A 24548-nucleotide genomic window follows, 5' to 3' on the forward strand; every position below is an offset into this window, starting at 1 on the left:
ACGCATCCCCCAACACCTGTGCGGAAACGCAATGGACAGGCATTGGACTCTTCGTCCGGCCCGAAAACATGCTATCCTCGGTCCACATTGCTGGGGGGCGATGATGAAACGTGTATTTCCACTTCTTTTGATCGCGATTTTCGCGCTCTACTTCTTCGAAAAGCAGACAGGTCGCAACCTTGGCGTCGGCTACACGCTCGGCAAGAGCGCGGGGTTGGTCGACGGGCTTCTGGGCACCAGTATCGCGGGCGGTTTCGCCGGCGGCTATGGTGCCGCGACCGGCGTTGGTGGCCGCATTTCTGGCGGTGCTCAGGGTCTGGGCGGGGCTGTGAGCGGCAACATGGGGTCTGTCTTCAACCAGTAGACGTTCCGCGACGGACTCCAAATCGCGTGCTTTTTATGCTATGATAATCCCCATTGAAAAGCTGTCGTGGGGGAACGTGATGCATATGCGCGTCTTTACGGCTGCAGTTGTTTGTCTTGCAGTCTATTTGGCCTTTGGTGACTTCATTCACGGCTCCAGACTGTCCGCGCCCGAGAATTTCGTGGGCGATGTCGGCAGGGGGATCGGCACGGTGATCAGTGGCGCTGCCACGACGGTCATCGCTGCAATCGGAATCTGAAGCCGGAAGAAAATGGACCGGACGGATGCGGGAACTTCATCCGCCCGGTCGAGCCCCCCCGTCCGTCAGGGAATGGGCGCTGTACAGGGACAACAAGCGCCATGGGGAACCATGAGTCGCTAACGCGCTTCTGCTGCAATGGTTCCCGGCAAAAACACCAAAAAACGACCGAGCGGTTGGATGGGGTTTAACCTGCCAGAAAGGCGCTGACGGCGGCCTCGAATTCCCGCGGCTTTTCAGCGTGAAGCCAGTGTCCGGCGTCGGGAATTTTCGCGAAGACGGCGTTGGGGAAGAGGACCTTTATCCTGTCGCGCGCTTCGGGTTGAACGTAGTCGCTGTTTGCCCCCGAGAGGAACAGCGTGGCGCCTTCGAAACGGCCGTCGATATCGGGAAAGCCGAGGACCTTGTCCATCTCATCGGCGAGCGCGTCTAGGTTCAGACGCCAGCGCCGCTCCTTGGGATCGAGCGACTGAAGGAGGAAGGCGCGAATACCGGCATCTGGCACAAGCGCGGCAAGCTGGCGGTCTGCGTCGCTGCGTTTTTCGACCGTCGACAGGTCAAGCTCGCGCATGGCGTCGATCAGGTGCATCTGCGTATGGGAATAGGCTACCGGCGCAATATCCGCGACCACAAGCCGGCCCACAAGTTCGGGGCGGGTCAGGGCCATGACCATCGCCGCCTTGCCCCCCATCGAATGGCCGATCACATCATGTGCGGTTCCACCCGTGGCGATGGCCAGATCGTCGGCCATTTCGGGATAGCCATGGACGTCGAACCAAGGGCTTTCACCATGGTTGCGCATGTCGACGACGGTCACCGGACGCTCCTCGGACAACCGCTTGGCGATGACGCCCCAGTTTCGCGCCGAGCCGAAAAGGCCATGGGCGATCAGAAGGGGCGTCCCGCTTTGCTCTGACGGATGGACGACGGCGTTCAGCACGGGGTCACACCTCCGGCGACGGCTTACAGGTTCGGATAAATCGGGAACCGATCGCAGAGCTCCTGCACCTCGGCCCGCACAGTCGTTTCGACGGGGCTGTTGTCATCCTCGCCATTGGCGGCAAGGCCGTCCACGACGCGGGTGATCCAGCGCCCGATCTGCCGGAACTCGGTCTCACCGAAGCCGCGGGTCGTACCGGCCGGCGATCCCAGACGGATACCGCTGGTGATGGTCGGCTTTTCCGTATCGAAGGGGATGCCGTTCTTGTTGCAGGTGATGTGCGCGCGGCCAAGGGCAGTCTCGGTCGCCTTTCCGGTCACGCCCTTGGGGCGCAGGTCGACAAGAAGGACGTGGGTGTCCGTGCCGCCCGTCACGATGTCCAGGCCGCCCTTCATCAGCTCATCCGCCAGCGCCTGCGCGTTGGCGATGACCTGTTTCTGGTAGAGCTTGAAGTTGGGGCGAAGCGCCTCGCCGAAGGCAACGGCCTTGCCTGCGATCACATGCATCAGGGGGCCGCCCTGAATGCCGGGGAAGATGGCCGAGTTGACCTTTTTCGCGATGGTCTCGTCATCGGTCAGGATCATCCCGCCGCGCGGGCCGCGCAGCGTCTTGTGCGTGGTCGTCGTCGCGACATGGGCGTGGGGGAAGGGCGAGGGATATTCGCCCGCGGCGACGAGACCGGCGAAATGGGCCATGTCCACGAGAAGGTACGCGCCCACGCTGTCGGCGATCTCGCGCATGCGGGCAAAGTCGATGATGCGCGGAATGGCCGAGCCGCCCGCGATGATCATCTTGGGGTTATGCTCGGCGGCAAGCTCGGCTACCTGGTCGTAGTCCAGCTCCATGTCCTGCTTGCGGACGCCGTATTGAATGGCGTTGAACCACTTGCCCGACTGGTTCGGCTTGGCGCCGTGGGTCAGGTGACCGCCCGCATCGAGGCTCATGCCGAGGATCGTGTCGCCCGGCTGCAGAAGGGCGGTGAACACACCCTGGTTCGCCTGGCTGCCCGAGTTCGGCTGAACATTGGCGAAACCGACGCCGAACAGTTCCTTCGCGCGCTCGATGGCGAGATTTTCCGCGATGTCCACGAACTGGCACCCGCCATAGTAACGGCGGCCGGGGTAACCCTCGGCGTATTTGTTCGTCATGACCGAGCCCTGCGCCTCAAGCACCGCTGCGGAGACGATGTTCTCGGACGCGATCAGCTCGATCTCGTCGCGCTGGCGGCCCAATTCGCGTTCCATGGCGTCCCAGATTTCAGGATCGCGGGTGGTGAGCGTTTCGGTGAAGAATCCGTTGTCGCGATGCGGCGCGTTCATGTGGCAAGTCCCTTCGGAGCTGGCGTCAGCAGATGGCGCGTGTCTTACCCCCATTCCGCTTGGTCCGAAAGACGGTAAACCGGCATTTCATCGCGGAAACTCGGCCTTCGGCTTGTATTTCGGGGCATTCGCGGCAATCGTCGCGAACGTCATTGGAAGTGCGGACAAAATGGGCAAGGCAATCTGTTTTCGGGCAAGCGACACCGATGTCGCGCAGGAGGCGCTTTCGGTGCTCACCGGGCAGCACGGCCAGACCGAGGCCGAGGCGGCCGAAGTGATCGTCGCGCTCGGCGGTGACGGGTTCATGCTGCAGACCCTGAACGACGTGCGCCCATTGGGCAAACCGGTCTACGGCATGAATTGCGGGACTGTTGGTTTCCTGATGAACGAATACCGTGAAGACGGGCTTCTGGAACGTCTGGCCGAGGCCCATGAAGAGGTCATCAATCCGCTGTTCATGCGCGCAGGCAGCGAGGACGGCAGCGTCACCGAGGCGCTTGCGATCAACGAGGTTTCGCTCCTCCGGGCCGGGCCTCAGGCGGCGCGGCTCAAGATCAGCGTCGACGGCAGGACACGGCTGGACGAGCTTGTCTGCGACGGCGCCCTCGTCGCGACGCCTGCGGGCTCCACCGCCTATAACTATTCGGCGCATGGCCCGATCCTGCCCATCGGGTCCGAGGTGCTGGCGCTGACCGCCGTTGCCGCGTTCCGGCCCCGGCGCTGGCGGGGCGCCTTGGTACCCAAGAGCTCGGTTGTCAGGTTCGACGTCATGAACCCGGAAAAGCGGCCCGTGATGGCAGATGCCGACAGTCGACCGGTGCGGAACGTGCACTGGGTCGAGGTCCGCAGCGAACCCAGCGTGTCGCACCGGCTCTTGTTCGATCCGGGGCACGGTCTGGAAGAACGGCTTATTCGCGAGCAGTTCGCCTGAGCGTTGCGCGGCGGCACCGTTTCCGGCGGTGGGGCGCGCAAGACTCTTGAGCGGGCGCGCGCCCCGTGCCACCTTGGCCCCAATGAGCCCGGTCGCAAGAGCCGGGACAAGCGAGCAGAGGCATACCCATGAGCGAACCGGCCGTCCTGACCGACGACGTGCGCACGCGCATTCTTGAAGCCCCCGACATGATCCTGAGCGATCCCGACGTGATGCGGGCTCTGATCGCCGCGAACGAGCGTGCCATGGGCGGCAATATCGTAGACCTGCGCGGCGTCGCCATGGACCGGCTGGAAGACCGGCTGAGCCGCCTTGAAGAGACCCACAAGTCCGTCATCGCGGCGGCCTATGAGAACCTTGCGGGTACGAACCAGATTCACCGTGCGATCCTTGCCTTCCTCGATCCGCTCGACTTCGAGAGCTTCCTGCGCATCCTCGGCACCGACATCACCGATATCCTGCGCGTGGGTCAGGTCAGGCTTGTGCTCGAAAGTCACGAAGCCGGGTCGGCGGACGCGGCACTTGGCCAGATGGGCGAGATCCTCGCCGTGGTCGAGCCGGGCTTCGTCGAGACCTATATCGGACGCGGGCGCCCGGTGCGGCAGGTCACGCTGCGCCCGACCTCGCCCGCCGAGGCTGTGATCTTCGGCCCGAACAATGCGTGGGTGGCGTCCGAGGCCTGCATCCTCCTCGATTTTGGAGAAGGGCGTCTGCCGGGGATGCTGGCATTTGCGTCGGATGATCCACAGCACTTCTCGCCGAACCAGGGCACGGACCTGCTCAGCTTTTTCGGCGGTGTCTTCGAACGCGCCATGCGGCGCTGGCTCGGGTGATCCCTGCCGGTCTTGCCGACGCGCTCGACCACTGGCTGGCCGAGATCAGGGGCGTGGGCGGTCTGGCTGACAAGACGGTCGATGCCTATCGCGCGGACGTGGCCGGATTTCTGTCGTTTCTGGTCAACCATGAAGGCGACACGATCGGGCGTGCGGCGCTTTCCCGTCTCACCTTGCGCGACATGCGGGCGTGGATGGCCCACGAGCGGGCGCGCGGCCTGAGTGCGCGGTCGCTGGCGCGGGCGCTCTCGGCGGTCAAGGGCTTTGTCGGCTGGTGCGCCGAGCGGGACGGCTTCGACCCGACACCCGTTCTGATGGCGCGCAGCCCCAAGTTTCAGAAGAAACTGCCCCGCCCACTGGCCGAGGATGCTGCGCAACGCATGATAGAGACGGTCGAAACACTCGCCCGCGAGGACTGGGTCGCCAAGCGCGACACGGCGGTCTTGACGCTGCTTTACGGCTGCGGGCTGCGGATATCCGAGGCGCTGTCGTTGACCGGTGCGGATGCCTCACTGTCCGACACGCTCAGGATCAGGGGCAAGGGCGGCAAAGAGCGGATCGTGCCGGTTCTGCCGGTGGTACGGCAGGCGGTCAGCGACTATGCCGCGTCCTGTCCATTCGATCTATCGCCGGACCAGCCGCTCTTCCGCGGTGTCCGGGGCAAGGCGCTCAGCCCTCGTGTCGTGCAGAAGGGGATGGAAGCGATGCGTGCCGTGCTGGGCCTTCCGGCCAGCGCCACGCCGCACGCCATGCGGCACAGCTTCGCCACGCACCTCCTCAACGCTGGCGGGGACCTCAGGACCATTCAGGAGCTTCTGGGCCACGCCTCGCTGTCCACCACGCAGGCATATACCGCCGTGGACACTGCGCGCCTGATGGAAGTCTACGAGTCCGCCCATCCGAGAGCGCGCTAGCCGCCGTCCTTCCACCGCGTACGGTAGAGGTCGAAGCGCCGGTCGCGCAGGTTCCTGACCGATCCCCGCGCGCGCGCCCACTGAACGGTGGCGAGGTTCAGGTCGGCCACGATGATCATCTCGACATTCTCGGACGCCTCGGCCGCGATGCCGTCGCGTGCGAATGGGAAGTCACAGGGCGTCATGATTGCCGATTGCGCATACTGGATGTCCAGGTTCGAGACATTGTCCAGATTGCCCACCATGCCGGAGGTCACGACATAGCACTGGTTCTCGATCGCGCGGGCCTGACAGCAGTAGCGGACGCGCAGATGGCCGTGGCGCGTGTCGGTGTTGTAGGGCACGAAGAGGATGCGCGCCCCTTCGTCGGCCAGACGGCGCGCGGCCTCGGGGAATTCGCTGTCGTAGCAGATCATCACACCGATGGGACCGCAGTCGGTCTCGATCACATCGATGCTGTCGCCGCCCTTGATGTTCCAGCTTTCCCGCTCGTCAGGCGTCGGGTGCAGCTTTTCCTGCCGGTGGACGGTGCCGTCGCGCAGGAAGACGTAGCAGACATTGTGGATATCGCCGTCCTCGACCTGGGTCGCGTGGCTACCACCGACGATATTGATCGCGCGGCTCAGCGCCATGGCCTGAAGCCGCTCGACGAAATGGGCGGTGTGTTCGGTCGTCCGCTCGATCGCGCGCTCAGGCGGCAGTTCCTCGTCCTCGCAGGAGAGAAGTTGCAGCGTGAAGTGCTCGGGGAAGACCACGAAATCCGAGCCGTACTCAGCGGCGATATTGGTGAAGTAATCCACGGTCTCGTAGAATTCTTCTGGGGATTTCAGCGTCCGCGCCTGCAACTGGACAGAGGCCACGCGCACCACGTCGGGATTGGCGCGTGTGATAGGCTGCGTGCCCGCGTCAGGGTCGTAGTAGGGGTTCCGCCAGACCATGAGCGCGGCATGACCGCCAGACGGCAGGTCGTCGGGCGCGTAACCGGGCAGCGCGCGAACCGGTTCGAACCCGTTCCGCATCTGGAAGTTCAGCGTCGAGTCCTTGATCTCACCGGTCCTTACGGCGTCGAGATACGCGTCCGGTTCGGCCCATGTCTTGCGGTTCTTGCGAAAGCCCGGCATCCGCCCGCCAAAGGCGATCCCTTTCAGACCCAGATCGACGCAGAGCCTTTCCCGCGCCTGATAAAGCCGCTTGCCGATCCTGAGCCGCCGCCGCTCGGGGTGGACCATGACCTCCATGCCATAAAGCCAATCGCCCGTCCCGTTGTGCTGCGAGGCATAGCCGCCGCCCGAGATTTCGTCCCATGTGTGGGGGGCCATCACGCGGTTTTCGCGCACCATGGTCGAGGCCGCATAGCCAACGACCTCGCCGTCGTAGATTGCAACGAAGGTGCCCTCGCGAAAGGCGTTGATCTGGCCCGAGACCTGACCCCGCGTATAGGGCACCTCTTCGGGATAGACCCGGCGGGAGAGGGCGATGATGCCGTTCACATCCGACAGCTCGGCGTGTCGGATCTCCAGTGTCGGTTTGGTCTCGGTTGCCATTCTCTGCCCTGTCGTTCCCATCATTTCCGGACCGTCAGACTGACAGGTCGGATGACAACCCTCAACCGGTCCGGGCGGTTCCGGATCTTGGACTTCAGGACGCGTCACCTTGGCAAAATTGCTGGCCCTTTGCGCCCGTTTCCGTCATCACGGCGGTATGACGAAAACGACCCAAGCCTATCTCGTCCATCTTCTGACCGCCACAGGTGCCGTTTTCGCGATGCTCGCCATGCTCGAGGCCGTGGCGGGCGATTGGGCGATGATGTTCTTCTGGCTCGTGGTCGCCTTTTTCGTCGACGGGATCGACGGACCGCTGGCGCGCAAGACCGATGTCGCGACAAATGCGCCCCGCATCGACGGGGTGCTTCTGGACCTGATCATCGACTATCTGACCTATGTTTTCATCCCGGCCTTCGCGCTGTTCTGGTCCGGGCTCCTGCCCGGCTGGACGGGGTGGTTCGCAATCATCGTGATCACCTTCACCTCGGCGCTCTATTTCGCGGATACGCGGATGAAGACCAGCGATTACAGCTTCAGCGGCTTTCCGGGGTGCTGGAACATGGTGGTTCTTGTGCTGTTCGCGGTCGAGCCGAATTTCTGGATCGATTTGCTCATCGTGACCGTGCTGGCCATCGCGATGTTCCTGCCGATCAAGTTCGTCCACCCCGTCCGGACCGAGCGCTGGCGCGCCATCACGCTGCCTATGGCGCTGGCATGGACCGCCTTTGCGGGCTGGGCCGCCTGGGTCGAGTTCGACCCGCAAAGCTGGGCACATTGGGGGCTGGTCGTGACGTCGGTCTATCTGACGGGGGCTGGGGCCGCGCAGCAGCTTATCTACCGCGAGCGGCTGTAAGGGCGCGCTGCGGGTCTTTCGTTTCTCGTCAGGTCAGGCCGCCAAGCACTCTCATCACCGAGACGGCAAGAATGATGATGAGCCCGCCCATGATCAGGTACCACATCAGGTTTCCAGCCAAATCCGCACCCGTAAATTGCTTCGAAAAACCGAAGTTTAGCAGGGAAATTGCGGATTGTCTTCCGTCAGCTTACGCAAGGTAAGTCCGCACCGGTCAGGTCCAGGGTCCTTCCCGGCGCGAGGTGACGCGGCCGCCCCCTATCTCGCGCAGCTTCTCGATGCGCTTCTCGATCGGGGGATGGGTGGCGAAGAGGCTGTCATAGGCCTGCATGTGCAGCGGGTTCACGATGAACATATGCGCCGAGGCCGGGTTGCGCTCGGCCTGAATATTGTCGATCCGGCCTGACAGGACACCCAGCCGGTTCAGCGCCGAGGCCAGCCACATCGGGTTTCCGCAGATCGCGGCGCCCGCCGCGTCGGCCTCGTATTCGCGGGTCCGGCTGATCGCCATCTGCACCATGCCGGCGGCCATGGGCGCGAGGATCATCATCGCCAGCGTGCCGATCATGCCCATGGGCCGGTCGCGCCCGCCGCCGAAAAACATCGCGAAATTGGCCAGCATCGACACGGTACCGGCCAGCGTGGCGGTAATGGTCATGGTCAGCGTGTCGCGGTTCCGGATATGCGCCAGTTCGTGCGCGACGACGCCCGCCACCTCTTCCCGGCTCATGTTCTGCATCAGCCCCCGCGTTACAGCGACCGCGGCGTTCTCTGGGTTTCGGCCCGTCGCGAAGGCATTCGGCTGGTCGGTTTCGAGGACATAGAGCTTGGGCATCGGCATGCCCGCGCCCCGCGCCATGTCTTCGGTCATCTTCCAGAGATCGGGCGCGGTCCTTGCGTCGACCTCGCGCGCGCCGTGCATCCTGAGGACCGCCTTGTCCGAGTTCCAGTAGGCGTAGAAGTTCATGCCCGCCGCGACCAGAAGCGCGATCAGAAGACCCGTCTCGCCGCCCAGCATCAGGCCGACGAAGCCCACGAAGGCGGTCATCGCCGCCATGAGAATGAATGTGCGTGCCATGCAGGACCTCCCGGGCGCGTTCATTCTCTGGATATAGGGCTGGTCCGGGCCGTCACAATGCGCCGCACGAGTGATTGGCGAACGGCTCCCAGATGCTTGTGTGGGAAACGAAGACCAATTTTTTACGCCGTTTTACGCATTTCTTACGGAGATTGCCCGGCGAACTTTGCGCCTGTCTGACGGTGGTGGGGGACAAGGGATGCATCAAGACACAAAGGAGCTTTCCAATGTTCACCGCAACCACCGCTCAAACCCGCCCTATGTCCAGCCTTCCGAAGCGTCGTCCGTATTCGCCGATCGGATGGCTTGTTCGCTTGAATGCGGCCTACCGCGAGCGGCAGGCTATCGCGCGGCTGGATGCCTCTCAGCTCCGGGACATGGGTCTGACCCGGGACGAAGCCGAGACGATCACGGTTGCCGATATCCTGTCACGGTAATCACCGACCAGCGCGCGTCAGCCCGTCCAGCCGGCGCGCCTCAACCCTTCGATAATGACTTCCGTGTCCTCCGGACGCGCATAAGGATATGTCTGCCGGACGTAGGCTTCATCGAATTCGGGCATCAGCTCGTATATTCGAGACAGAACGCGCTCCGCGGTTTCTAAGTCGCCCGTATGGCCAAGCGTCATCACCACGCGTTGCAGCCCGCGCGCATAGTCGGGCGCAATGTTCATGATTTTCCGGGCGGCGACCTCGGCGGCCTCGAGATTGCCGACGAACAACTCGCAGGTTGTGATGTCGCCCAGAACGGCTGCGCGGTTCGTGTAGTTCGGGTCGAGGTCGAAGATCACGTATAGATGCTCGAGAGCCGCTTCCGGCTCTCCGATCCATTCCAGTGCACAGCCACACGCATGGCGCGCAAGCGTCGCGGACGGGTTCAGGCGGACAGCCTCCATCGCATGAAATCGTGCCGGTCCGAAGTCGTGCTTTCCGAAGATGAGGGTAAGGGCCCGGTACGCTTGGCTCTCCCATTCGGTCGGATCGAGAGCGACGGCCTTGGCGCATAGTTCTACGGCACGGTCGATCGCACTTGTCCGGTCTTCGGTCCAACCCTGCATTGCAGCCCTGAAATGCTGCCGGCCCAGCCTCGTCCAAGCACGCGCATAGTCCGGCTCCAGTCGTGTGGCTTCTTCGAGGAACGGCAACATCGACGCGTTTGCCTCAGGGGTCCCATAGCCTTCGCCGGCGGTGCGTTCGATTTCTTCGGTCCGCGCAACGAGTTGCCAGGCGTGGATGCTGTCAGGCGGGCGCCGGACGATGCGCTTTGCTTCTGAGCGCTCGATCTCCGGGACGACCCTCGCCACAACGGCGTGAGAGATCTCCTCCTGAAGGGCGAAGATGTCGGAGATTTCGCCATCGAAGGTGTCCGACCAGACCAGACGTCCGCTATTGGCCGACGTAAGGCTTGCCGAGACGCGAACTTTTTCCCCGGACCGCCGGATCATGCCGCCGATCACGTAGGCGGCGCCAACGCTGCCGGCCAGTTCCCGAACGTCGCCATCATGCTCGGTTTTCCATCCCACGGCCTCCGGACCGATAACGGGAAACCATCGCCACAGACCCAGCGATGTTCGCAGGTCGACCACAAGTCCGGTAGCGAAAGAGATGTCTTCGGATTCATCCGACGCCGGAGTGAACCCTAGAAGAAGGACCGCCGGGTTCTCGAAGATGTCGGGAACGGACAGCGCGTCGCCAGTGGTGGCGGGCTGAGCCTTCTCGAGGCGCAAGGCTTCACCGCGCCGCCAGTCGTCGAATGGCTCCGAGCGGATATCCATACCTTCGAGGAACTCGCCGCGTCCCTGCGTTTCCAGCCCAAGCGCGACTGCGTCCATGTCGAGCCGCACGACGGTGGCATCCGCCGTCAGCAGGTCGCGGCCGGACTCCAGTGATTTGCGGAGATTCGAAAGCTCCTGACGAAGCGATGCCTTTGCCTGCGCCTCGGAGCGGTCCGGCCAAAGCGTGGCCGCCAGCCTGTCGCGCGCGACACAGCCGTTCGGCGAAAGCGCCAGCATCGCCAGAATGGCCTGGGCGCGCCGTGATCGGATTTCCAGCGTCGTCCCGTCAAGGCGCGTACCGAAAGGCCCAAAGAGTGTGATCTGGAGGCGCATGCCCCACTTTGCGACGTGTGACCACAACGCAGCAAGACATAATCACATGGTTTCCTTGCCTTACCCCCTTCGCGTCGCGGGATGCAGGCTGGACGACAGGATGTGGTCGGCCCCGTGGACCACATGGCTGGCGCTGTGGACGATCTGCGGATCGGGCGGCATGGCGACTGAGGCGTCCTTGTCGAGGTAGTCGAATGTGGACAGGAAGTGCCTCATGCAGTTCAGCCGTGCACGCTTCTTGTCGTCGGACTTGATGACGGTCCACGGCGCGTCGGCGGTGTCGGTGTAGAAGAACATCGCTTCCTTTGCCTCGGTGTAGTCGTCCCACTTGTCGAGGCTCGCGCGGTCGATCGGCGACAGCTTCCAGCGCTTCAGCGGGTCGGTCTCGCGCGACTTGAAGCGCCGGGCCTGTTCGCCCTGCGTGACAGAGAACCAGTATTTGAAGAGATGTATTCCCGAACGCGTCAGCATCCGCTCGAGTTCGGGCGTCTCTCGCATGAATTCGAGATACTCGCCCGGTTCGCAGAACCCCATGACCCGCTCGACGCCCGCACGGTTGTACCATGAGCGGTCGTAGAGCACGATTTCGCCTGCGGTGGGCAGGTGCTGGATGTAGCGTTGAAAGAACCACTGGCCGCGTTCCTCGTCGGTGGGTTTGTTCAGCGCCACGACGCGCGCGGTCCGGGGGTTGAGGTGCTCGGTGAAGCGCTTGATCGTGCCGCCCTTGCCCGCCGCGTCACGACCTTCGAACAGCATCACGACCTTCTGCCCGGTGTCCTGAAGCCAAAGCTGCACCTTCAGAAGCTCGGCCTGAAGAGCGGCCTTCTCGGCTTCGTACTCCGACCGACCCATCTTTTGGGGATAGGGGTACTCTCCTGCCTCGAAGGCAAGAATGGCGCTGGCGCGGGCGTCTTCTGACTGGGTCGCAGTGTTGGTATCGGGCATATTGGCCTCTCCCTGTTCGTGGTGCGAAGCATCGCAAATCGGGAGGGGTCGCGCCCTGATATGGGTCAAACCGCCGAGCGGCTTTTCGTCAGAGGGCACGCTCCATGAAGATGATCTTGCCTTCGTACTCGGGCGGAAGCTCTTATGTTGGTGCGCAGCGGCTGAAGCCCATCCTGGCATAAAGAGCCTGAGCCGCTTCCAGTTTGTAGTAGGTGCTGAGAACGATCCGGTCGTTTCCAAGCGCGCGGGCGCGGTTGAGCAGCCCCTCGACGATGCCGCGACCCAGCGACAGGCCCCGTGCTTCGGGCCGGACATACATGCGCTTTACCTCGACCTTTCCGCCACCGTGATCGAAAGACGCGCCGCACCCCATGGGCGCGCCGTCCACGCGGGCAAGTAGGAAGGCGCCACTGGGCGGACGGCAGATGCCCGGCAGCGATGCCAGTTCCGCTTCCAACCCTGCGAATCCCGATGCCTCATGAGCGTGCGGGTCCACACTTTGCGCGAAGCCGAAGAATTCACGGACCAGCCCGCGCACGGCCTCGAAATCGTCTTCGGTCTCGATTTGGCCGATGGTGATATCCATGAGGTCCTGCCTTTGTGTGCTGCCTGCCAGGAGGCAGGCATTGAGGATTGCTGAAGGGTCGAGACAGGACAATCAAGATCAAAAAAGGGCGCCCCGAACCGGGACGCCCCTCTTTGTTGAGTTTCGATCGGCTTATTCTTCGTCGAGCGACAGCGCGACGAAGCGCGGATTGCCTTCGCGTCGGACGAGGAGCAGGAGCGACTTGCGCCCTGCGTCGCGGGCAGCTTCGACCTGATCCTCAAGGTCGCTGATCGAGGCCACACGTTCCTGGCCGGCTTCGGTGATGATGTCGCCGGCGCGGAGACCCTTTTCAAAGGCCTCGCTGTCTTCGGTCACATTCGCGACGACCAGACCTTCGGCATCTTCCGCCAGCCCAAGCTGCTCGCGCAGTTCGTCGGTCATGTCCGAGACCGTCAGGCCGAGAAACTCGGTCGTGGTCGGCTCTTCGCGGTTGATCGAGGCGGGAACGGCGCGTTCGGCTTCCTCGCGGCGGCCGAGCGTGATGCGGAGCGTCTCGGTTTCGCCATTGCGGAACACCAGAACGCGGACTTCCTTACCGATTTCGGTATTGCCGACCCGACGGACCAGCTCGCGGGTGTCCTGAACGTCATGCCCGTCGAAGGACAGGATGACGTCGCCCGCTTCCATGCCGGCATCCATGGCGGGGCCTTCCGGCACGTCCGTGACAAGGGCGCCCCGCGCTTCGGCCAGGCCGAGCCCGTCGGCCAAATCGTCCGTGACATCCTGAATGCGTACGCCCAGCCAGCCGCGGCGTGTCTCGCCGTAATCGCGAAGCTGCGCGATGACGTTCTCGGCCACACGGCTCGACATGGCGAAGCCGATGCCGATCGAGCCTCCATTGGGTGACAGGATCGCGGTGTTCACGCCGATGACCTCGCCATCCATGTTGAAGAGCGGACCGCCCGAGTTGCCCCGGTTGATCGCCGCGTCGGTCTGGATGAAGTCGTCATAGCTGCCCTGCAGGGCGCGGCCACGGGCCGACACGATACCGGCAGAGACCGAGAAGCCCTGACCAAGCGGGTTGCCCATGGCCATGACCCAGTCGCCCACGCGCGATTCCTCGCTGTCGCCCCAGTTGACGAAGGCCAGCGGCTCGTCGCTTTCGACTTTCAGAAGGGCAAGGTCGGTGTTGGGGTCGGTGCCGACGATTTCGGCTTCAAGCTCGAAACCTTCGAAGAACTCGATCAGAACTTCGTCAGCGCCTTCGATCACGTGATTGTTCGTGACGATGTAGCCGTCTTCCGAGATTACGAAGCCCGAACCAAGGGCCTGACCGCGCCGCGGCCCGCGCTGGCCGGGACCGTTGCGGTCCATGAAGTCGCGGAAGAACTCTTCGAAGGGAGAGCCTTCGGGAACGATGGGGCCGGGTTCTGCCGTCGTGGCGACGGTCGTCGATGTCGTTATGTTGACGACGGCCGGGCTGACCTGCTCGGCAAGGTCGGCAAAGGTGTTGGGACGGGATTGCGCCGCCGCGCTCAGTGTCTGAGCCAGGATCAACGCGGTTGCGAGGACCGTCAGCCAAAAGGCTCTGGCGGCGATGTCGGTCCGGCGTATCGCGCGAACTGCTACTTTCACCATAGTTTCCTCCAGTGGTCTTGTCTCCGGCAGGGTGGGGACCGGGACTCATGATGTCTTCATTTTTAAGATAGGCGCTCTTCGCTGCAAGCCAACGCCCCCTCTCGGTCCATCACCTGCGCGTGAAGCGACGCGGGGTTAGCCTACCCGCGCCGGGGAGGGTGTTGCGCGGAGGAACCGAGGTGCGCACGGTCCTCGTCCGATCATTGGGATTGCGAGCGAAGCGCGGGGTGGTCCGACGCTGGCCCTGGCGAAGCCGGGCGGTTTCGTGGCAAGGATGGACCACCCACGGCTCGGTGGGTGAGACCCGTTCCACAGTCAGGTTGCCATGCTGCTCCCCGCTGCCAACAGCATACCACAAGCCCGATGATGCTTGAGCATTTCGACGAAGGCGCGTTGGTCTCGGTGCTGACCGCGCAGCCGCTGGACCGGCGCCTCGACTACAAGGCGCCCGAGGGCGGCTGCCTGACCGGAGCCTTCGTCGAGGTGCCGCTGGGACCACGCAAGGTGCTCGGCGTCGTCTGGGGGCCGGGCGAGGGTGGCTACGACCTGTCGCGGGTGCGCTCTGTGATCCGGGTTCTCGATGCCGTGCCGATGCGGGACGAAATGCGGCAGTTTCTTGAGCGCGCGGGCGACTACACGCTGACGCCGATGTCTGCGATGCTGCGGCTGGCCACGCGCTCGCCGGGTCTGGGCGATCCGCCGTCCATGCGGTCAGTCTATCGGCGCGGGCAGGGCGAGCCTGACCGTTGGACCGACGCGCGCCGCCGCGTGGTCGAGGTGCTGGACAGCTACGGAGGCCTGTCCTTCACGCTTGGCGAGCTGGCCGAGATGGCGGGGGTCTCGACCTCGGTCGTGAAAGGGCTGGTGAAGCAGGGCGTCGTGCGCGAAGAGGAAAGCCCCCGCGACACGCCCTATCCCCGTCTGGACCCCGGCGCGCCGAGACGCGACCTGACGCCCGAGCAGGCTGCGGCGTCTGACGCGCTACGCGAGGGGATCGAAAGCGGGGAATACGGCACGACGCTGCTGAAAGGCGTGACCGGGTCCGGCAAGACCGAGGTCTATCTGGAGGCTGTGGCGGCCTGTCTTGCGTCGGGCCGTCAGGCGCTGGTGCTGCTGCCCGAAATCGCGCTGACGGCGGAATTCCTGTCCCGCGTCGAAGCGCGCTTCGGCGCGCGCCCCGCCGAATGGCATTCCGGTGTCACAATGACCGAGCGCCGCCGGGCCTGGCGCATGGTGGGCGAGGGTGGCGCGCAGCTTGTCGTGGGCGCGCGTTCGGCGCTGTTCCTGCCCTTTCGCGAGCTTGGGTTGATCGTCGTCGATGAAGAGCACGACACCTCCTACAAGCAGGAGGACGGTGTCCTTTACAACGCAAGGGACATGGCAGTCCTGCGCGCGTCGATCACCGGGGCGCAGGTCGTGCTGGCCTCGGCCACTCCGTCGCTTGAAAGCTGGGCCAATGCCGAGGCGGGCAAGTACCGCCGCCTGACGCTGAGCGCGCGCTTCGGCGCGGCCGTGATGCCGGAACTGGCCTCGATCGACATGCGTGCCGAAGAGTTGCCGTCCAACCGCTGGATCTCGGACGCGCTTGCAGGCGCCGTGCGCGAGGCGGTTGGGGCGGGTGAGCAGGCGCTCCTGTTCCTGAACCGGCGCGGCTATGCGCCGATCACGCTCTGCCGGGCCTGCGGGCATCAGATCGGCTGCGAACATTGCGACGCCCGCATGGTCGAGCACCGGTTCCTCAAGCGGCTGGTTTGCCACCAATGTGGCGAGTCCCGCCCCGTGCCGACCGAATGCCCCGCCTGCGGGGCCGAGGACCGGCTGGCCCCGGTCGGCCCCGGCGTCGAGCGCATGGCCGAGGAGGTGGCCGAGCTTTTCCCCGACGCGCGCGTTGCGGTGCTGTCCTCGGACCTTTTCGGATCGGCCCGCGCGCTCAAGGCCGAGATCGAGGGCATCGCCGCCGGTGCGGCCGACATCATCATCGGTACGCAGATCGTGGCCAAGGGGCACAACTTCCCGCTGCTGACGCTTGTGGGCGTGATTGACGCCGATCTCGGGCTGCAGGGCTCGGACCTGCGCGCCGCCGAGCGGACATTCCAGCTGATGCGGCAGGTTTCTGGCCGGGCGGGCCGCGCCGAGCGTCCGGGCCGGGCGTTGTTGCAGACCTATCAGCCGGAACACCCGGTAATCCGCGCGATCCTGTCCGGCGACGAAGAGGATTTCTGGCGCGCCGAGGCCGAGGAACGCCGCCGGGCCGGTGTGCCGCCCTTCGGCCGGATGGCGGGGATCGTCTTGTCCTCGCCCGACGTGCAGGAGGTCTTCGATCTGGGCAAGGCGCTGGCTGACAGGTGCGAGCCGCTCCGCCGGATCGGCGCTCAGGTCTATGGCCCCGCGCCCGCGCCCATCGCCCGGATCAGGGGGCGACACCGTGTCCGTCTTCTGGTTAAGGCCGAGAAGGGGGCGCCACTGCAACCGGCGCTTGCCGCATGGGTCGGGCAGTTCAAGCTTTCGGCCAATCTCCGCCTGTCCATCGACGTCGATCCTCAGAGTTTTTACTGACCGGTCTCGCCGGGAGTTCGCGGGTCGCTCAAATGTGATGCGCGGCGAAACGATACCGCGCTAGACTGGCAGGGCGATCTTTCGAGGGGGACGCCCCCGTATGCGACATCTGCTGACCCGACTTTTGGCCTGTCTGGCGCTTTCGGCGGCCCCGCTGGTAGCGGGAGCGGCGCCGCATGCCTATGCCCTAGAGACCGACACCTCGGTCGTGGGCTTCGCATGGACACTCGGCCCCGATACGGTGAAGGGCACGATGCCTGTCAAGCGCGCCGACATGGTCATCGACTTCGACAGCGCCGCGAATACCCATGTCGCCGTCGCGCTTGATGTGACGGGCGCGGTGGCTGGCTTTCCCTTTGCCACTCAGGGCATGAAAAGCCGGAAGGTGCTCTGGGCGGATCGTTTTCCAGAGATCACCTTCGAAAGCACGGCCATCCGCCCTGACGATGACGGGGCCGAGGTGGACGGGCTGTTGACGGTCCGTGGCATCACGAGGCCGGTGACGTTCCGCGCACAGCTCTACCGGCAGAAGGGAACCCAGCCGGGCGACCGCCGACGTCTTGCCATCGTCGTCACCGGCAGCCTCTCGCGCGCGGCCTTCGGGGCGGATGGCTGGTCCGGCATGGCCGGCGATCGGGTCGACCTGACCATCCTCGCCCGCATACGGCGAGAGGAGTGATCCGATGGCGTTGAAGAACGGACCTGAGAGTTTCGGCATCGCAACCCGGTCATTGCACTGGCTGACGGTGCTGGCGGTTGTCGCGGCAGGGGGGCTGGGACTGTGGATCGAGGAGATGGAGGTCTCGCTTGCCACGCTTCAGTATTTCGGCTGGCACAAGACCGCCGGGATCACCGTGCTGGGGCTGACGGTGCTGCGCATAGTCTGGCATCGGCTATCGCCTGTGCCCCCGGTCCTGCCAGCCCCGCCGATGGCCGAGCGTCTGGCCAAGGCTGTGCATCTGTCGCTTTACGCCTGCCTTCTAGCGATGCCTCTGACCGGTTGGATCGGCAGTTCGGCCACCGGTCTCGACACGGTCGTCTTCGGCGGCATCACGCTTCCCGCCATCGCACCGGTGTCGGAGGCGATCGAGGAAACCGCCTTCGAGATTCACGAGACTCTGGCGGCGCTTCTCTGGGTGTTGATTGCGCTTCATGTGGCCGGCGCGCTGAACCGGGCATTTCTTCACCGCGATGCCACGCTGAGGCGAATGCTTCGCGGTTGATCGGGCTTCCAAGGGAAGCGGAAAGGGCGTAGGCCCTCTACCATGCGCACAGCGACCCTACAGGATGCCACGGCGTTCCCCTTCTGGCGCCGCCCGATCACGCTTCTGTTCCTCATGGCAGCAGCGATGCCCTTGGCATTCTCGACATGGTCCGCCCTTCTGAACAACTTCGTCATCGAACAGGCGGGGTTTACCGGGGTCGAAATCGGCTGGCTGCATACGGTGCGCGAGATTCCCGGATTTCTGGCGGTGGGCGTGATCTTCGTCATCATGTTCATGCGCGAACAGGTGCTGGGTCTGGTCTCTTTGCTGATGCTGGGCGCGGCGTCGGCGGTGACGGCGTGGTTTCCGACTTATGGCGGGCTGCTGATGGTCACGCTCATCTCCTCGATCGGGTTTCACTATTTCGAGACGGTCAACCAGTCGCTTCAGCTGCAGTGGCTTCCCAAGGCCCGCGCGCCGCAGATGCTTGGCATCATCGTGGCTATCGGCTCGGGCGCGTCGCTTCTGTCCTACGGGCTGCTCGTGGCGACATGGGAAGTGTTCGACCTGAGCTACAACACCGTCTACCTGATCTCGGGCGGGGCCTGCGTGGCCATCGCGATCTATTGCATGATCGCCTTTCCGCAGTTCGAGGCGCCGGACCCCCAGATCAAGAAAATGGTCTTCCGCCGCCGCTACTGGCTCTACTACGCGCTTCAGTTCATGGCGGGCGCGCGTCGGCAGATTTTCCTGGTTTTCGCGGCCTTCATGATGGTCGAGCGGTTCGGCTTCGAAGTGCACGAAGTGTCGGCGCTGATGCTGATCAACTTTCTGGCCAACATGATCTTCGCCCCGCTCATGGGACGCGCCGTGGGCCGCTTCGGCGAAAGGAACGCTCTGGCCTTCGAATATGTGGGGCTGATCTGCGTGTTTCTGGCCTATGGCGGCATCTACTGGTTCGGATGGGGCGTGGTTCTGGCCGCCGTTCTTTACGTTCTGGATCATTTGTTCTTCGCGCTGGCCTTCGCGCAGAAGACCTATTTCCAGAAAATCGCGGACCCGCGGGACATCGCGCCCACGGCGGCAGTGGCCTTTACGATCAACCATATCGCGGCGGTCTTCCTGCCGGCGCTTCTGGGGTATCTCTGGATCGTGTCGCCGGGCGGGGTATTCATGCTGGCCGCAGGAATGGCGTTCACCTCGCTCTGCCTTGCGCTGATGATCCCGCGCCATCCCGAGCCCGGTCACGAGACCGTGTTCTCGCGCGGTCTTCCTGCCCCGGCAGAGTAGCGAAGCCGCGCGTCCGCACCTATATTCCCGGCATGAACAAAGGAGTGACCGCATGTTTCTCTTGAAGAGAAAAAAGGCCGAAATGATTGCCGCCGACGAGGCGCTTCCGGGCCGCGACAACGCCATTCCGACGGCCGAGACGCATTTCGTTTCGGGGCGCGCGCTGACGCTCGACGTGCCGGCGGACCATGAGGTGGCAATGTTCGGTATGGGATGTTTCTGGGGCGTCGAGCGGATGTTCTGGAAGCTGGACGGAGTGTATCTGACCATGGTGGGTTACGCCGCCGGTCACACGCCGAACCCGACCTATCAGGAGGTCTGCACCGGCTCGACCGGGCATAACGAGATTGTGCGCGTGGTCTATGATCCTGCGGTAATTTCCTATGAGGAGCTGCTCAGGGTCTTCTGGGAAGGCCATGATCCGACCCAGGGCATGCGTCAGGGCAACGATGTCGGCACGCAGTACCGTTCGGGCATCTACGTGTTCAACGAGGCACAGCGGGCTGCCGCCGAGGAGACGCTGAAGATGTTCGAACCCCGGCTGAAGGCCAAGGGCTATGGCGCGGTCACGACCGAGATCCGCGATGCGCCCGAGTTCTATTTCGCCGAGGATTACCACCAGCAATACCTTGCCAAGAATCCGGCAGGCTATTGCGGTATCGGCGGGACGGGCGTCACCTGCCCGATCGGCACGGGCGCCTGATCCCTTTTTTTCTCCGCCTTCGGCGTCGACCGGCTGGAGGGGCGCTGCCCCTCCAGCCCTCCCCGGAGTACTTCTGAACAGAAGAAGGATTGACGCGGTGCCGTCGGGCGGCGTAGGCGCCGATCATGACCACGTGGACCGCATTGACGACAGTATCGGGCAAGGCTCAGGCCGAGGCCCTTGGCGAGGCGTTGGAACAGGTCGTTCCGGAACCGGTGGGTGTCGGCGTCTTCGAGATCGAGGACGGGCGCGACCTTTGGGAAGTGGGCGGCTATTTCACCGAAGCGCCGGACGCGGTCTCGCTGGCGCTTCTGGCGGCGGCATGGAGCGCGGGCGAGTTCGTGGTCTCGGAAGTGCCCGAGACCGACTGGGTCGCCCATGTGCGGCGCGAATTGAGCCCTGTCGAGGCGGGACGGTTCTTTGTCTACGGCGCGCATGACGCCGACAAGGTGCCCGAGGGGCGGATCGCACTCAGGATTGAGGCGGCGATGGCGTTCGGCACGGGGCATCACGGGACGACGCTCGGCTGTCTCCGGGCGCTGGACCGGCTGGTGACGGAGGGGCTGGTTGCGGACCGTGTGGCCGATATCGGCTGTGGGACCGCCGTTCTCGCGATGGCGGCGGCCTCGGTATGGCCGGGCCAGGTTGTCGCGTCGGATATCGACGCTGTCGCTGTCGATGTCGCTCGGGCCAATCTTGAGGCGAACGGGCTTGAGACCCGCGTGACCTGTGTGGAGGCGGCGGGCTTTGGCCACCCGATGCTTGACGGTGAGGCGCGATTCGACCTTGTCTTCGCGAATATCCTCAAAGGACCGCTTCTGATGCTGGCCGAGGACATGGCGCGGGCCGTTTCACCCGGTGGTCATGCGATCTTGAGCGGGCTTCTGACCGATCAGGCGGAAGAGATTCTCGAGCATTATCGACGGGCCGGGTTCAATACCGTCCACCGTGAAGACATTGTCGACTGGACGACGCTGACATTGTCCAGAATTCGCTGAATTTTAGCGAAAGTAAGACGTTTCAAGCCTTTGCGCCACATTAGCGCCACAATTTCCGGTCTTATTTCCAAGGTCGACCGGGGGGTCGGCAAACCGGAGGCTGCCAGATGTCTGCATATCAGTTCGATGAATTCGAGCGTCGTATGCGTCGGATCAACCGGCGCCACACGAAGCTGAGCCAGGGTTACGTGACGACCGTGAATGACGACGGTCTGGTCATCGCCAAGCCGCATCGCAGGAAAAGCGGATCGGCTTTGCGCGGATTGGCCCTGATCGCGATCGTGGTCTTGGTGTTCAAGGGGTTCCTGCACGCGCAGCTTGGAATTGATGCCTATGACGAGCGGGTCGAGCGGCTGGCGGGCGGAAACGCGGTCGAGCAGGCCGGCGCATGGATCATGACGCCCGATCCCGTCACGCTTATGCTGTCAGAACAGATTTCTTCCCTCGTGCGCTAAAGCTCTGCGGCACGTCCGCTGCCGACACGCACAAAAAACGGCCGCGTCCGGCAGGGGCGCGGCCGTTTCGCCATTTCTGGCGCGAAGGTGCTTAGTAGCCGGTGCGGCGCAGCATCTTGTCGAGATCGGCGCGGGTGAGACCGATATCGTCGAGCTCTTCCGGCGACAGTTCGAGAAGCGCCTTGCGGGTGCGGCGATCCGAATGCCATTCCATGATCGCCGAAGCGATCCGGTAGGCGGCGCGGGAAATGGTGTCGGACAGGACTGCCGGGCGGCCAGCAGCGCGGGGGTCATCGAGAAGGGCCATCACGGTCATCCTTTGTGTTTGAGGCAGCGCAAAGCTGCGTTGAAGACTGCCGGCAGTTATGGTGGCGCGTCGCCTGCGGCAAGCCCATTTCTTGCATGTCAGGGATGCAAAAACGTCATAGGTCGAAATCGCGGTTAAGTGTTCGTAATAGATAAACAATTCAGAGATCGAAGATGTCGTTTTCAGCATTCGGAGTGGCGCTTTCCGGCGGCATTTGACGCCTAAGGTGTCGCGAGCGTACAAGGCACACTGATGCCACAGAGCAGGACTTATCGTCGTATCCCAACCGCCCGTTGCACGCGGGCAACGCCTTCGACAACCGGCGGGCCGGCAAGGGCACGATTCGGGGCTGCCATCCGCAAAGCTCTTGGAAGATGTTCGCGTTTCGTGCTAACCGTGATCAAAAGCAGAACGAGCAGGTGAGGCATGCGTGTGATGGGGCTGGATCCGGGGCTGCGCGCCCTTGGATGGGGTGTCGTCGAGACGTCCGGGTCCCGGCTTGTACATGTCGCCAACGGGGTCTGCCGCACGTCGGCCGGACCGCTGGGCCAGAGGCTGGCCGCGCTATTCGAAGAGTTGTCGGATATTTTCGCGCGCTTTGCGCCGGATGAGGCTGCCGTTGAGCAGACCTTCGTCAACAAGGACGCCGCAGGCACTCTGAAGCTGGGTCAGGCGCGGGGTATCGCGCTTCTGGTGCCGTCGCGGGCGGGTATTGTCGTGGGCGAATACGCCCCCAATGCGATCAAGAAGGCGGTGGTCGGTGTCGGCCATGCCACAAAGGACCAGATCGGGCACATGGTGCGGCTGCAGCTTCCCGGTGTCGAGATCGCCGGGCCGGACGCTGCGGATGCGCTCGCCATCGCGATCTGCCACGCGCATCTCTGTCAGAGCCGTTCTCGGCAGGTCGCGGCCGCCGTGGGAGGCGCGCGATGATCGGGCGACTGGCCGGTCGGGTTGAATACCGGGGCAGCGATCACGTTCTGATCGATGTGCGGGGGGTCGGTTATGTCGTCCACGTGAGCGAGCGGACGCTTGCAGCGCTTCCGCCCGTGGGGCAGGCGGCGGCGCTTTACACGGATCTTCTGGTGCGTGAGGACCTGCTTCAATTGTTCGGGTTTCCGACGCTGGCCGAGAAGGAGTGGCACAGGCTCTTGATGGGCGTGCAGGGGATCGGCGCCAAGGCGTCGATGGCGATTCTTGGCACGCTCGGGCCGGACGGTGTGGCGCGCGCGATCGCGTTGGGCGACTGGGCCTCGATCAAGGCGGCGCCGGGCGTGGGTCCGAAGATCGCGCAGCGCGTGGTCAACGAGTTGAAGGGCAAGGCGCCCGCGATGATGGGCATGGGCGCTGGCGGTGCCGCGTCGGCGAACACCTCGGAGGTGATCGAGGATGCGGGTGATGGTGTGGTCGCGCCTGTCCCGCAGATGCCGGCTTCGAATGGCGCTGAGGCCGAGGCGATGTCGGCTCTGTCCAATCTGGGTTATGCGCCGGCCGATGCGGCGCGCGCCGTGGCCGAGGCCGCGCGGGCGCTCGACGGGGCAGAGACGCCTCAACTGATCCGCGAGGCGCTCCGGCGTCTGGCACCGAAAGGGTGAGCGATGGCGCGAATGCCGGATAGGTTGGCGGTATGAACGGTTCCGACCCGACACTCCGTCCCGAGTCCCGGCCCGAGGACGCTGACAGGGCGCTTCGGCCCGAAACGCTGTCCGATTTCGTGGGGCAGGCCGAGGCGCGGTCGAACCTCCGTGTTTTCATCGAGAGTGCCCGGTCGCGGGCGGCCGCGATGGATCATACCCTGTTTCACGGCCCGCCCGGTCTGGGCAAGACAACGCTGGCGCAAATCATCGCGCGCGAGCTTGGCGTGAATTTCCGTATGACGAGCGGGCCGGTTCTGGCCAAGGCGGGGGACCTGGCCGCGATCCTGACCAATCTCGAGGCGCGCGACGTTCTCTTCATCGACGAGATCCACCGGCTGAACCCGGCGGTGGAAGAGGTTCTCTATCCGGCTATGGAGGATTTCGAGCTGGACCTTGTCATCGGCGAGGGGCCGGCGGCGCGAACGGTACGCATCGAACTGCAACCCTTCACGCTGGTGGGCGCGACGACGCGCCTGGGCCTGTTGACCACGCCGCTCCGCGACCGGTTCGGCATTCCGATCCGGCTTCAGTTCTACAGCGAGGAAGAGCTGTTCCGCATCGTCGCGCGCGGTGCGGGCCTGTTGGGGATCGAGGCCGAGGAGAGCGGGCTCAGGGTCATCGCGCGGCGCGCGCGGGGCACGCCCCGGATCGCCGGGCGGCTCCTGCGGCGCGTGGTGGATTTCGCGGTGGTCGAGGGCGAAGGGCGCCTGACCGGCGCTCTGGCGGATAGCGCGCTGACGCGGCTCGGCGTGGATGCCTTGGGTCTCGATGGCGCGGACCGGCGCTATCTCCGGTTGATTGCCGAGAGCTATCAGGGCGGGCCCGTCGGCGTGGAAACGCTCTCGGCGGCGCTCTCGGAAAGCCGGGACGCGATCGAAGAGGTCATCGAGCCGTACCTGCTGCAGCAGGGGCTCATCCAGAGGACGCCACGCGGGCGGATGCTGGCGTCGGGTGCCTGGACCCATCTGGGGATGGTCCCACCGGACGCTCCGGGCCAGCCTGAGCTATTCTGACGGCTTTCCGAAATGAGACGCCTGCGGCGTCACGCGAGGTTTTGTGCCGCGTGTTCCACGTGTCGCGATGCGCGCTCCGCGCGGGAGTATTTTCGAACAGAAGAAGGGGCTG

At 64.2% G+C, this 24548-nt stretch carries 26 protein-coding genes; 17 read left to right on the plus strand and 9 right to left on the minus strand.

What is annotated here, in order from left to right:
* The first annotated feature begins 103 nt into the window (after positions 1-103).
* Positions 104-364, plus strand: a complete 261-nt coding sequence (locus tag GQ651_RS12570) for a hypothetical protein (protein WP_160764593.1) — start codon at positions 104-106, stop codon at positions 362-364.
* Between the two features lie 40 nt (positions 365-404).
* On the plus strand, positions 405-623 hold the full coding sequence (locus GQ651_RS12575) for a hypothetical protein (protein ID WP_160764594.1): 219 nt from the start codon (positions 405-407) through the stop codon (positions 621-623).
* A gap of 187 nt (positions 624-810) precedes the next feature.
* Here GQ651_RS12575 and GQ651_RS12580 read toward each other — a convergent pair whose 3' ends face one another.
* Positions 811-1563 carry an alpha/beta fold hydrolase gene (locus tag GQ651_RS12580; protein WP_160764595.1) on the minus strand — a complete coding sequence of 251 codons (753 nt, stop codon included), beginning with the start codon at positions 1561-1563 and terminating at the stop codon, positions 811-813.
* A 23-nt stretch (positions 1564-1586) separates the two neighbouring features.
* Positions 1587-2882, minus strand: a complete 1296-nt coding sequence (glyA, locus tag GQ651_RS12585) for a serine hydroxymethyltransferase (protein ID WP_160764596.1) — start codon at positions 2880-2882, stop codon at positions 1587-1589.
* A 169-nt stretch (positions 2883-3051) separates the two neighbouring features.
* On the opposite strand from glyA, the gene GQ651_RS12590 reads away from it, so the two are divergent.
* From GQ651_RS12590 to GQ651_RS12600, 3 genes are all read left to right on the plus strand, one after another.
* Positions 3052-3813, plus strand: coding sequence for an NAD kinase (locus GQ651_RS12590; protein WP_160764597.1), 762 nt, complete (start codon positions 3052-3054; stop codon positions 3811-3813).
* A gap of 128 nt (positions 3814-3941) precedes the next feature.
* Positions 3942-4646 carry a DUF484 family protein gene (locus tag GQ651_RS12595; RefSeq protein WP_160764598.1) on the plus strand — a complete coding sequence of 235 codons (705 nt, stop codon included), beginning with the start codon at positions 3942-3944 and terminating at the stop codon, positions 4644-4646.
* Positions 4643-5560 (plus strand): tyrosine recombinase XerC, encoded by a 918-nt coding sequence (locus GQ651_RS12600; RefSeq protein WP_406565463.1) that lies wholly within the window; start codon positions 4643-4645, stop codon positions 5558-5560. Before GQ651_RS12595 ends, GQ651_RS12600 begins: the two co-directional genes overlap by 4 nt.
* Here the strand turns inward: GQ651_RS12600 and GQ651_RS12605 are convergent.
* Positions 5557-7104: a bifunctional GNAT family N-acetyltransferase/carbon-nitrogen hydrolase family protein gene (locus GQ651_RS12605; RefSeq protein ID WP_160764599.1), complete on the minus strand. Its 1548-nt coding sequence runs from the start codon at positions 7102-7104 to the stop codon at positions 5557-5559. The two genes, GQ651_RS12600 and GQ651_RS12605, sit on opposite strands and share 4 nt — an antisense overlap.
* Before the next feature lie 157 nt (positions 7105-7261).
* Here GQ651_RS12605 and GQ651_RS12610 point away from each other — a divergent pair, with 157 nt between their 5' ends.
* Entirely contained in the window at positions 7262-7957 is a 696-nt protein-coding gene (locus GQ651_RS12610; RefSeq protein ID WP_160764600.1) for a CDP-alcohol phosphatidyltransferase family protein, read from the plus strand.
* A 214-nt stretch (positions 7958-8171) separates the two neighbouring features.
* Here the strand turns inward: GQ651_RS12610 and htpX are convergent, their stop codons facing one another.
* Positions 8172-9035 (minus strand): zinc metalloprotease HtpX, encoded by an 864-nt coding sequence (gene htpX, locus GQ651_RS12615; RefSeq protein WP_160764601.1) that lies wholly within the window; start codon positions 9033-9035, stop codon positions 8172-8174.
* A gap of 227 nt (positions 9036-9262) precedes the next feature.
* Here htpX and GQ651_RS12620 point away from each other — a divergent pair, with 227 nt between their 5' ends.
* Complete coding sequence (locus GQ651_RS12620; protein WP_160764602.1) at positions 9263-9472, plus strand: DUF1127 domain-containing protein; 210 nt, start codon at positions 9263-9265, stop codon at positions 9470-9472.
* A 17-nt stretch (positions 9473-9489) separates the two neighbouring features.
* Here the strand turns inward: GQ651_RS12620 and GQ651_RS12625 are convergent, their stop codons facing one another.
* The 4 genes from GQ651_RS12625 to GQ651_RS12640 all read right to left on the minus strand — a co-directional run bounded on the left by GQ651_RS12625 (position 9490) and on the right by GQ651_RS12640 (position 14272).
* On the minus strand, positions 9490-11142 hold the full coding sequence (locus tag GQ651_RS12625) for a winged helix-turn-helix domain-containing protein (RefSeq protein ID WP_160764603.1): 1653 nt from the start codon (positions 11140-11142) through the stop codon (positions 9490-9492).
* A gap of 60 nt (positions 11143-11202) precedes the next feature.
* Entirely contained in the window at positions 11203-12087 is an 885-nt protein-coding gene (ppk2, locus tag GQ651_RS12630) for a polyphosphate kinase 2 (RefSeq protein ID WP_160764604.1), read from the minus strand.
* A 142-nt stretch (positions 12088-12229) separates the two neighbouring features.
* Positions 12230-12673: a GNAT family N-acetyltransferase gene (locus GQ651_RS12635; protein ID WP_160764605.1), complete on the minus strand. Its 444-nt coding sequence runs from the start codon at positions 12671-12673 to the stop codon at positions 12230-12232.
* A gap of 132 nt (positions 12674-12805) precedes the next feature.
* Positions 12806-14272, minus strand: a complete 1467-nt coding sequence (locus tag GQ651_RS12640; RefSeq protein WP_160764606.1) for a DegQ family serine endoprotease — start codon at positions 14270-14272, stop codon at positions 12806-12808.
* Positions 14273-14638: 366 nt separating this feature from the next.
* Between GQ651_RS12640 and GQ651_RS12645 the strand changes: the two genes are divergently transcribed.
* The 7 genes from GQ651_RS12645 (at position 14639) to GQ651_RS12675 (ending at position 21479) form a co-directional block, all read left to right on the plus strand.
* Positions 14639-16828 carry a primosomal protein N' gene (locus tag GQ651_RS12645; protein ID WP_160764607.1) on the plus strand — a complete coding sequence of 730 codons (2190 nt, stop codon included), beginning with the start codon at positions 14639-14641 and terminating at the stop codon, positions 16826-16828.
* A 100-nt stretch (positions 16829-16928) separates the two neighbouring features.
* Complete coding sequence (locus GQ651_RS12650; protein ID WP_160764608.1) at positions 16929-17507, plus strand: YceI family protein; 579 nt, start codon at positions 16929-16931, stop codon at positions 17505-17507.
* A gap of 4 nt (positions 17508-17511) precedes the next feature.
* Entirely contained in the window at positions 17512-18051 is a 540-nt protein-coding gene (locus GQ651_RS12655) for a cytochrome b (RefSeq protein WP_160764609.1), read from the plus strand.
* 42 nt (positions 18052-18093) lie between these two features.
* On the plus strand, positions 18094-19323 hold the full coding sequence (locus GQ651_RS12660; protein WP_160764610.1) for an MFS transporter: 1230 nt from the start codon (positions 18094-18096) through the stop codon (positions 19321-19323).
* A gap of 52 nt (positions 19324-19375) precedes the next feature.
* Positions 19376-20026 (plus strand): peptide-methionine (S)-S-oxide reductase MsrA, encoded by a 651-nt coding sequence (gene msrA / locus GQ651_RS12665; RefSeq protein WP_160764611.1) that lies wholly within the window; start codon positions 19376-19378, stop codon positions 20024-20026.
* Between the two features lie 125 nt (positions 20027-20151).
* On the plus strand, positions 20152-21024 hold the full coding sequence (locus GQ651_RS12670; RefSeq protein WP_160764612.1) for a 50S ribosomal protein L11 methyltransferase: 873 nt from the start codon (positions 20152-20154) through the stop codon (positions 21022-21024).
* A gap of 107 nt (positions 21025-21131) precedes the next feature.
* Complete coding sequence (locus GQ651_RS12675; protein WP_160764613.1) at positions 21132-21479, plus strand: hypothetical protein; 348 nt, start codon at positions 21132-21134, stop codon at positions 21477-21479.
* Between the two features lie 91 nt (positions 21480-21570).
* On the opposite strand, the gene GQ651_RS12680 is transcribed toward GQ651_RS12675, so the two are convergent.
* Positions 21571-21786: a DUF1127 domain-containing protein gene (locus GQ651_RS12680; protein ID WP_160764614.1), complete on the minus strand. Its 216-nt coding sequence runs from the start codon at positions 21784-21786 to the stop codon at positions 21571-21573.
* 426 nt (positions 21787-22212) lie between these two features.
* Here GQ651_RS12680 and ruvC point away from each other — a divergent pair, with 426 nt between their 5' ends.
* Genes ruvC through ruvB form a run of 3 tightly spaced genes read left to right on the plus strand, consistent with a single transcriptional unit; the run spans position 22213 to position 24436 of the window.
* The gene (gene ruvC, locus GQ651_RS12685) at positions 22213-22719 is read left to right on the plus strand and encodes a crossover junction endodeoxyribonuclease RuvC (protein WP_160764615.1); all 507 of its coding nucleotides are present in this window, start codon (positions 22213-22215) and stop codon (positions 22717-22719) included.
* Positions 22716-23381, plus strand: coding sequence for a Holliday junction branch migration protein RuvA (gene ruvA, locus GQ651_RS12690; protein WP_160764616.1), 666 nt, complete (start codon positions 22716-22718; stop codon positions 23379-23381). The genes ruvC and ruvA overlap by 4 nt, the downstream gene beginning before the upstream one ends.
* 32 nt (positions 23382-23413) lie before the next feature.
* Positions 23414-24436, plus strand: a complete 1023-nt coding sequence (gene ruvB, locus GQ651_RS12695; protein ID WP_160764617.1) for a Holliday junction branch migration DNA helicase RuvB — start codon at positions 23414-23416, stop codon at positions 24434-24436.
* The last annotated feature ends 112 nt before the right edge of the window (positions 24437-24548 follow it).

Origin of the sequence: Kangsaoukella pontilimi (genome assembly GCF_009830125.1) — a bacterium.
Taxonomy (GTDB): domain Bacteria; phylum Pseudomonadota; class Alphaproteobacteria; order Rhodobacterales; family Rhodobacteraceae; genus Kangsaoukella; species Kangsaoukella pontilimi.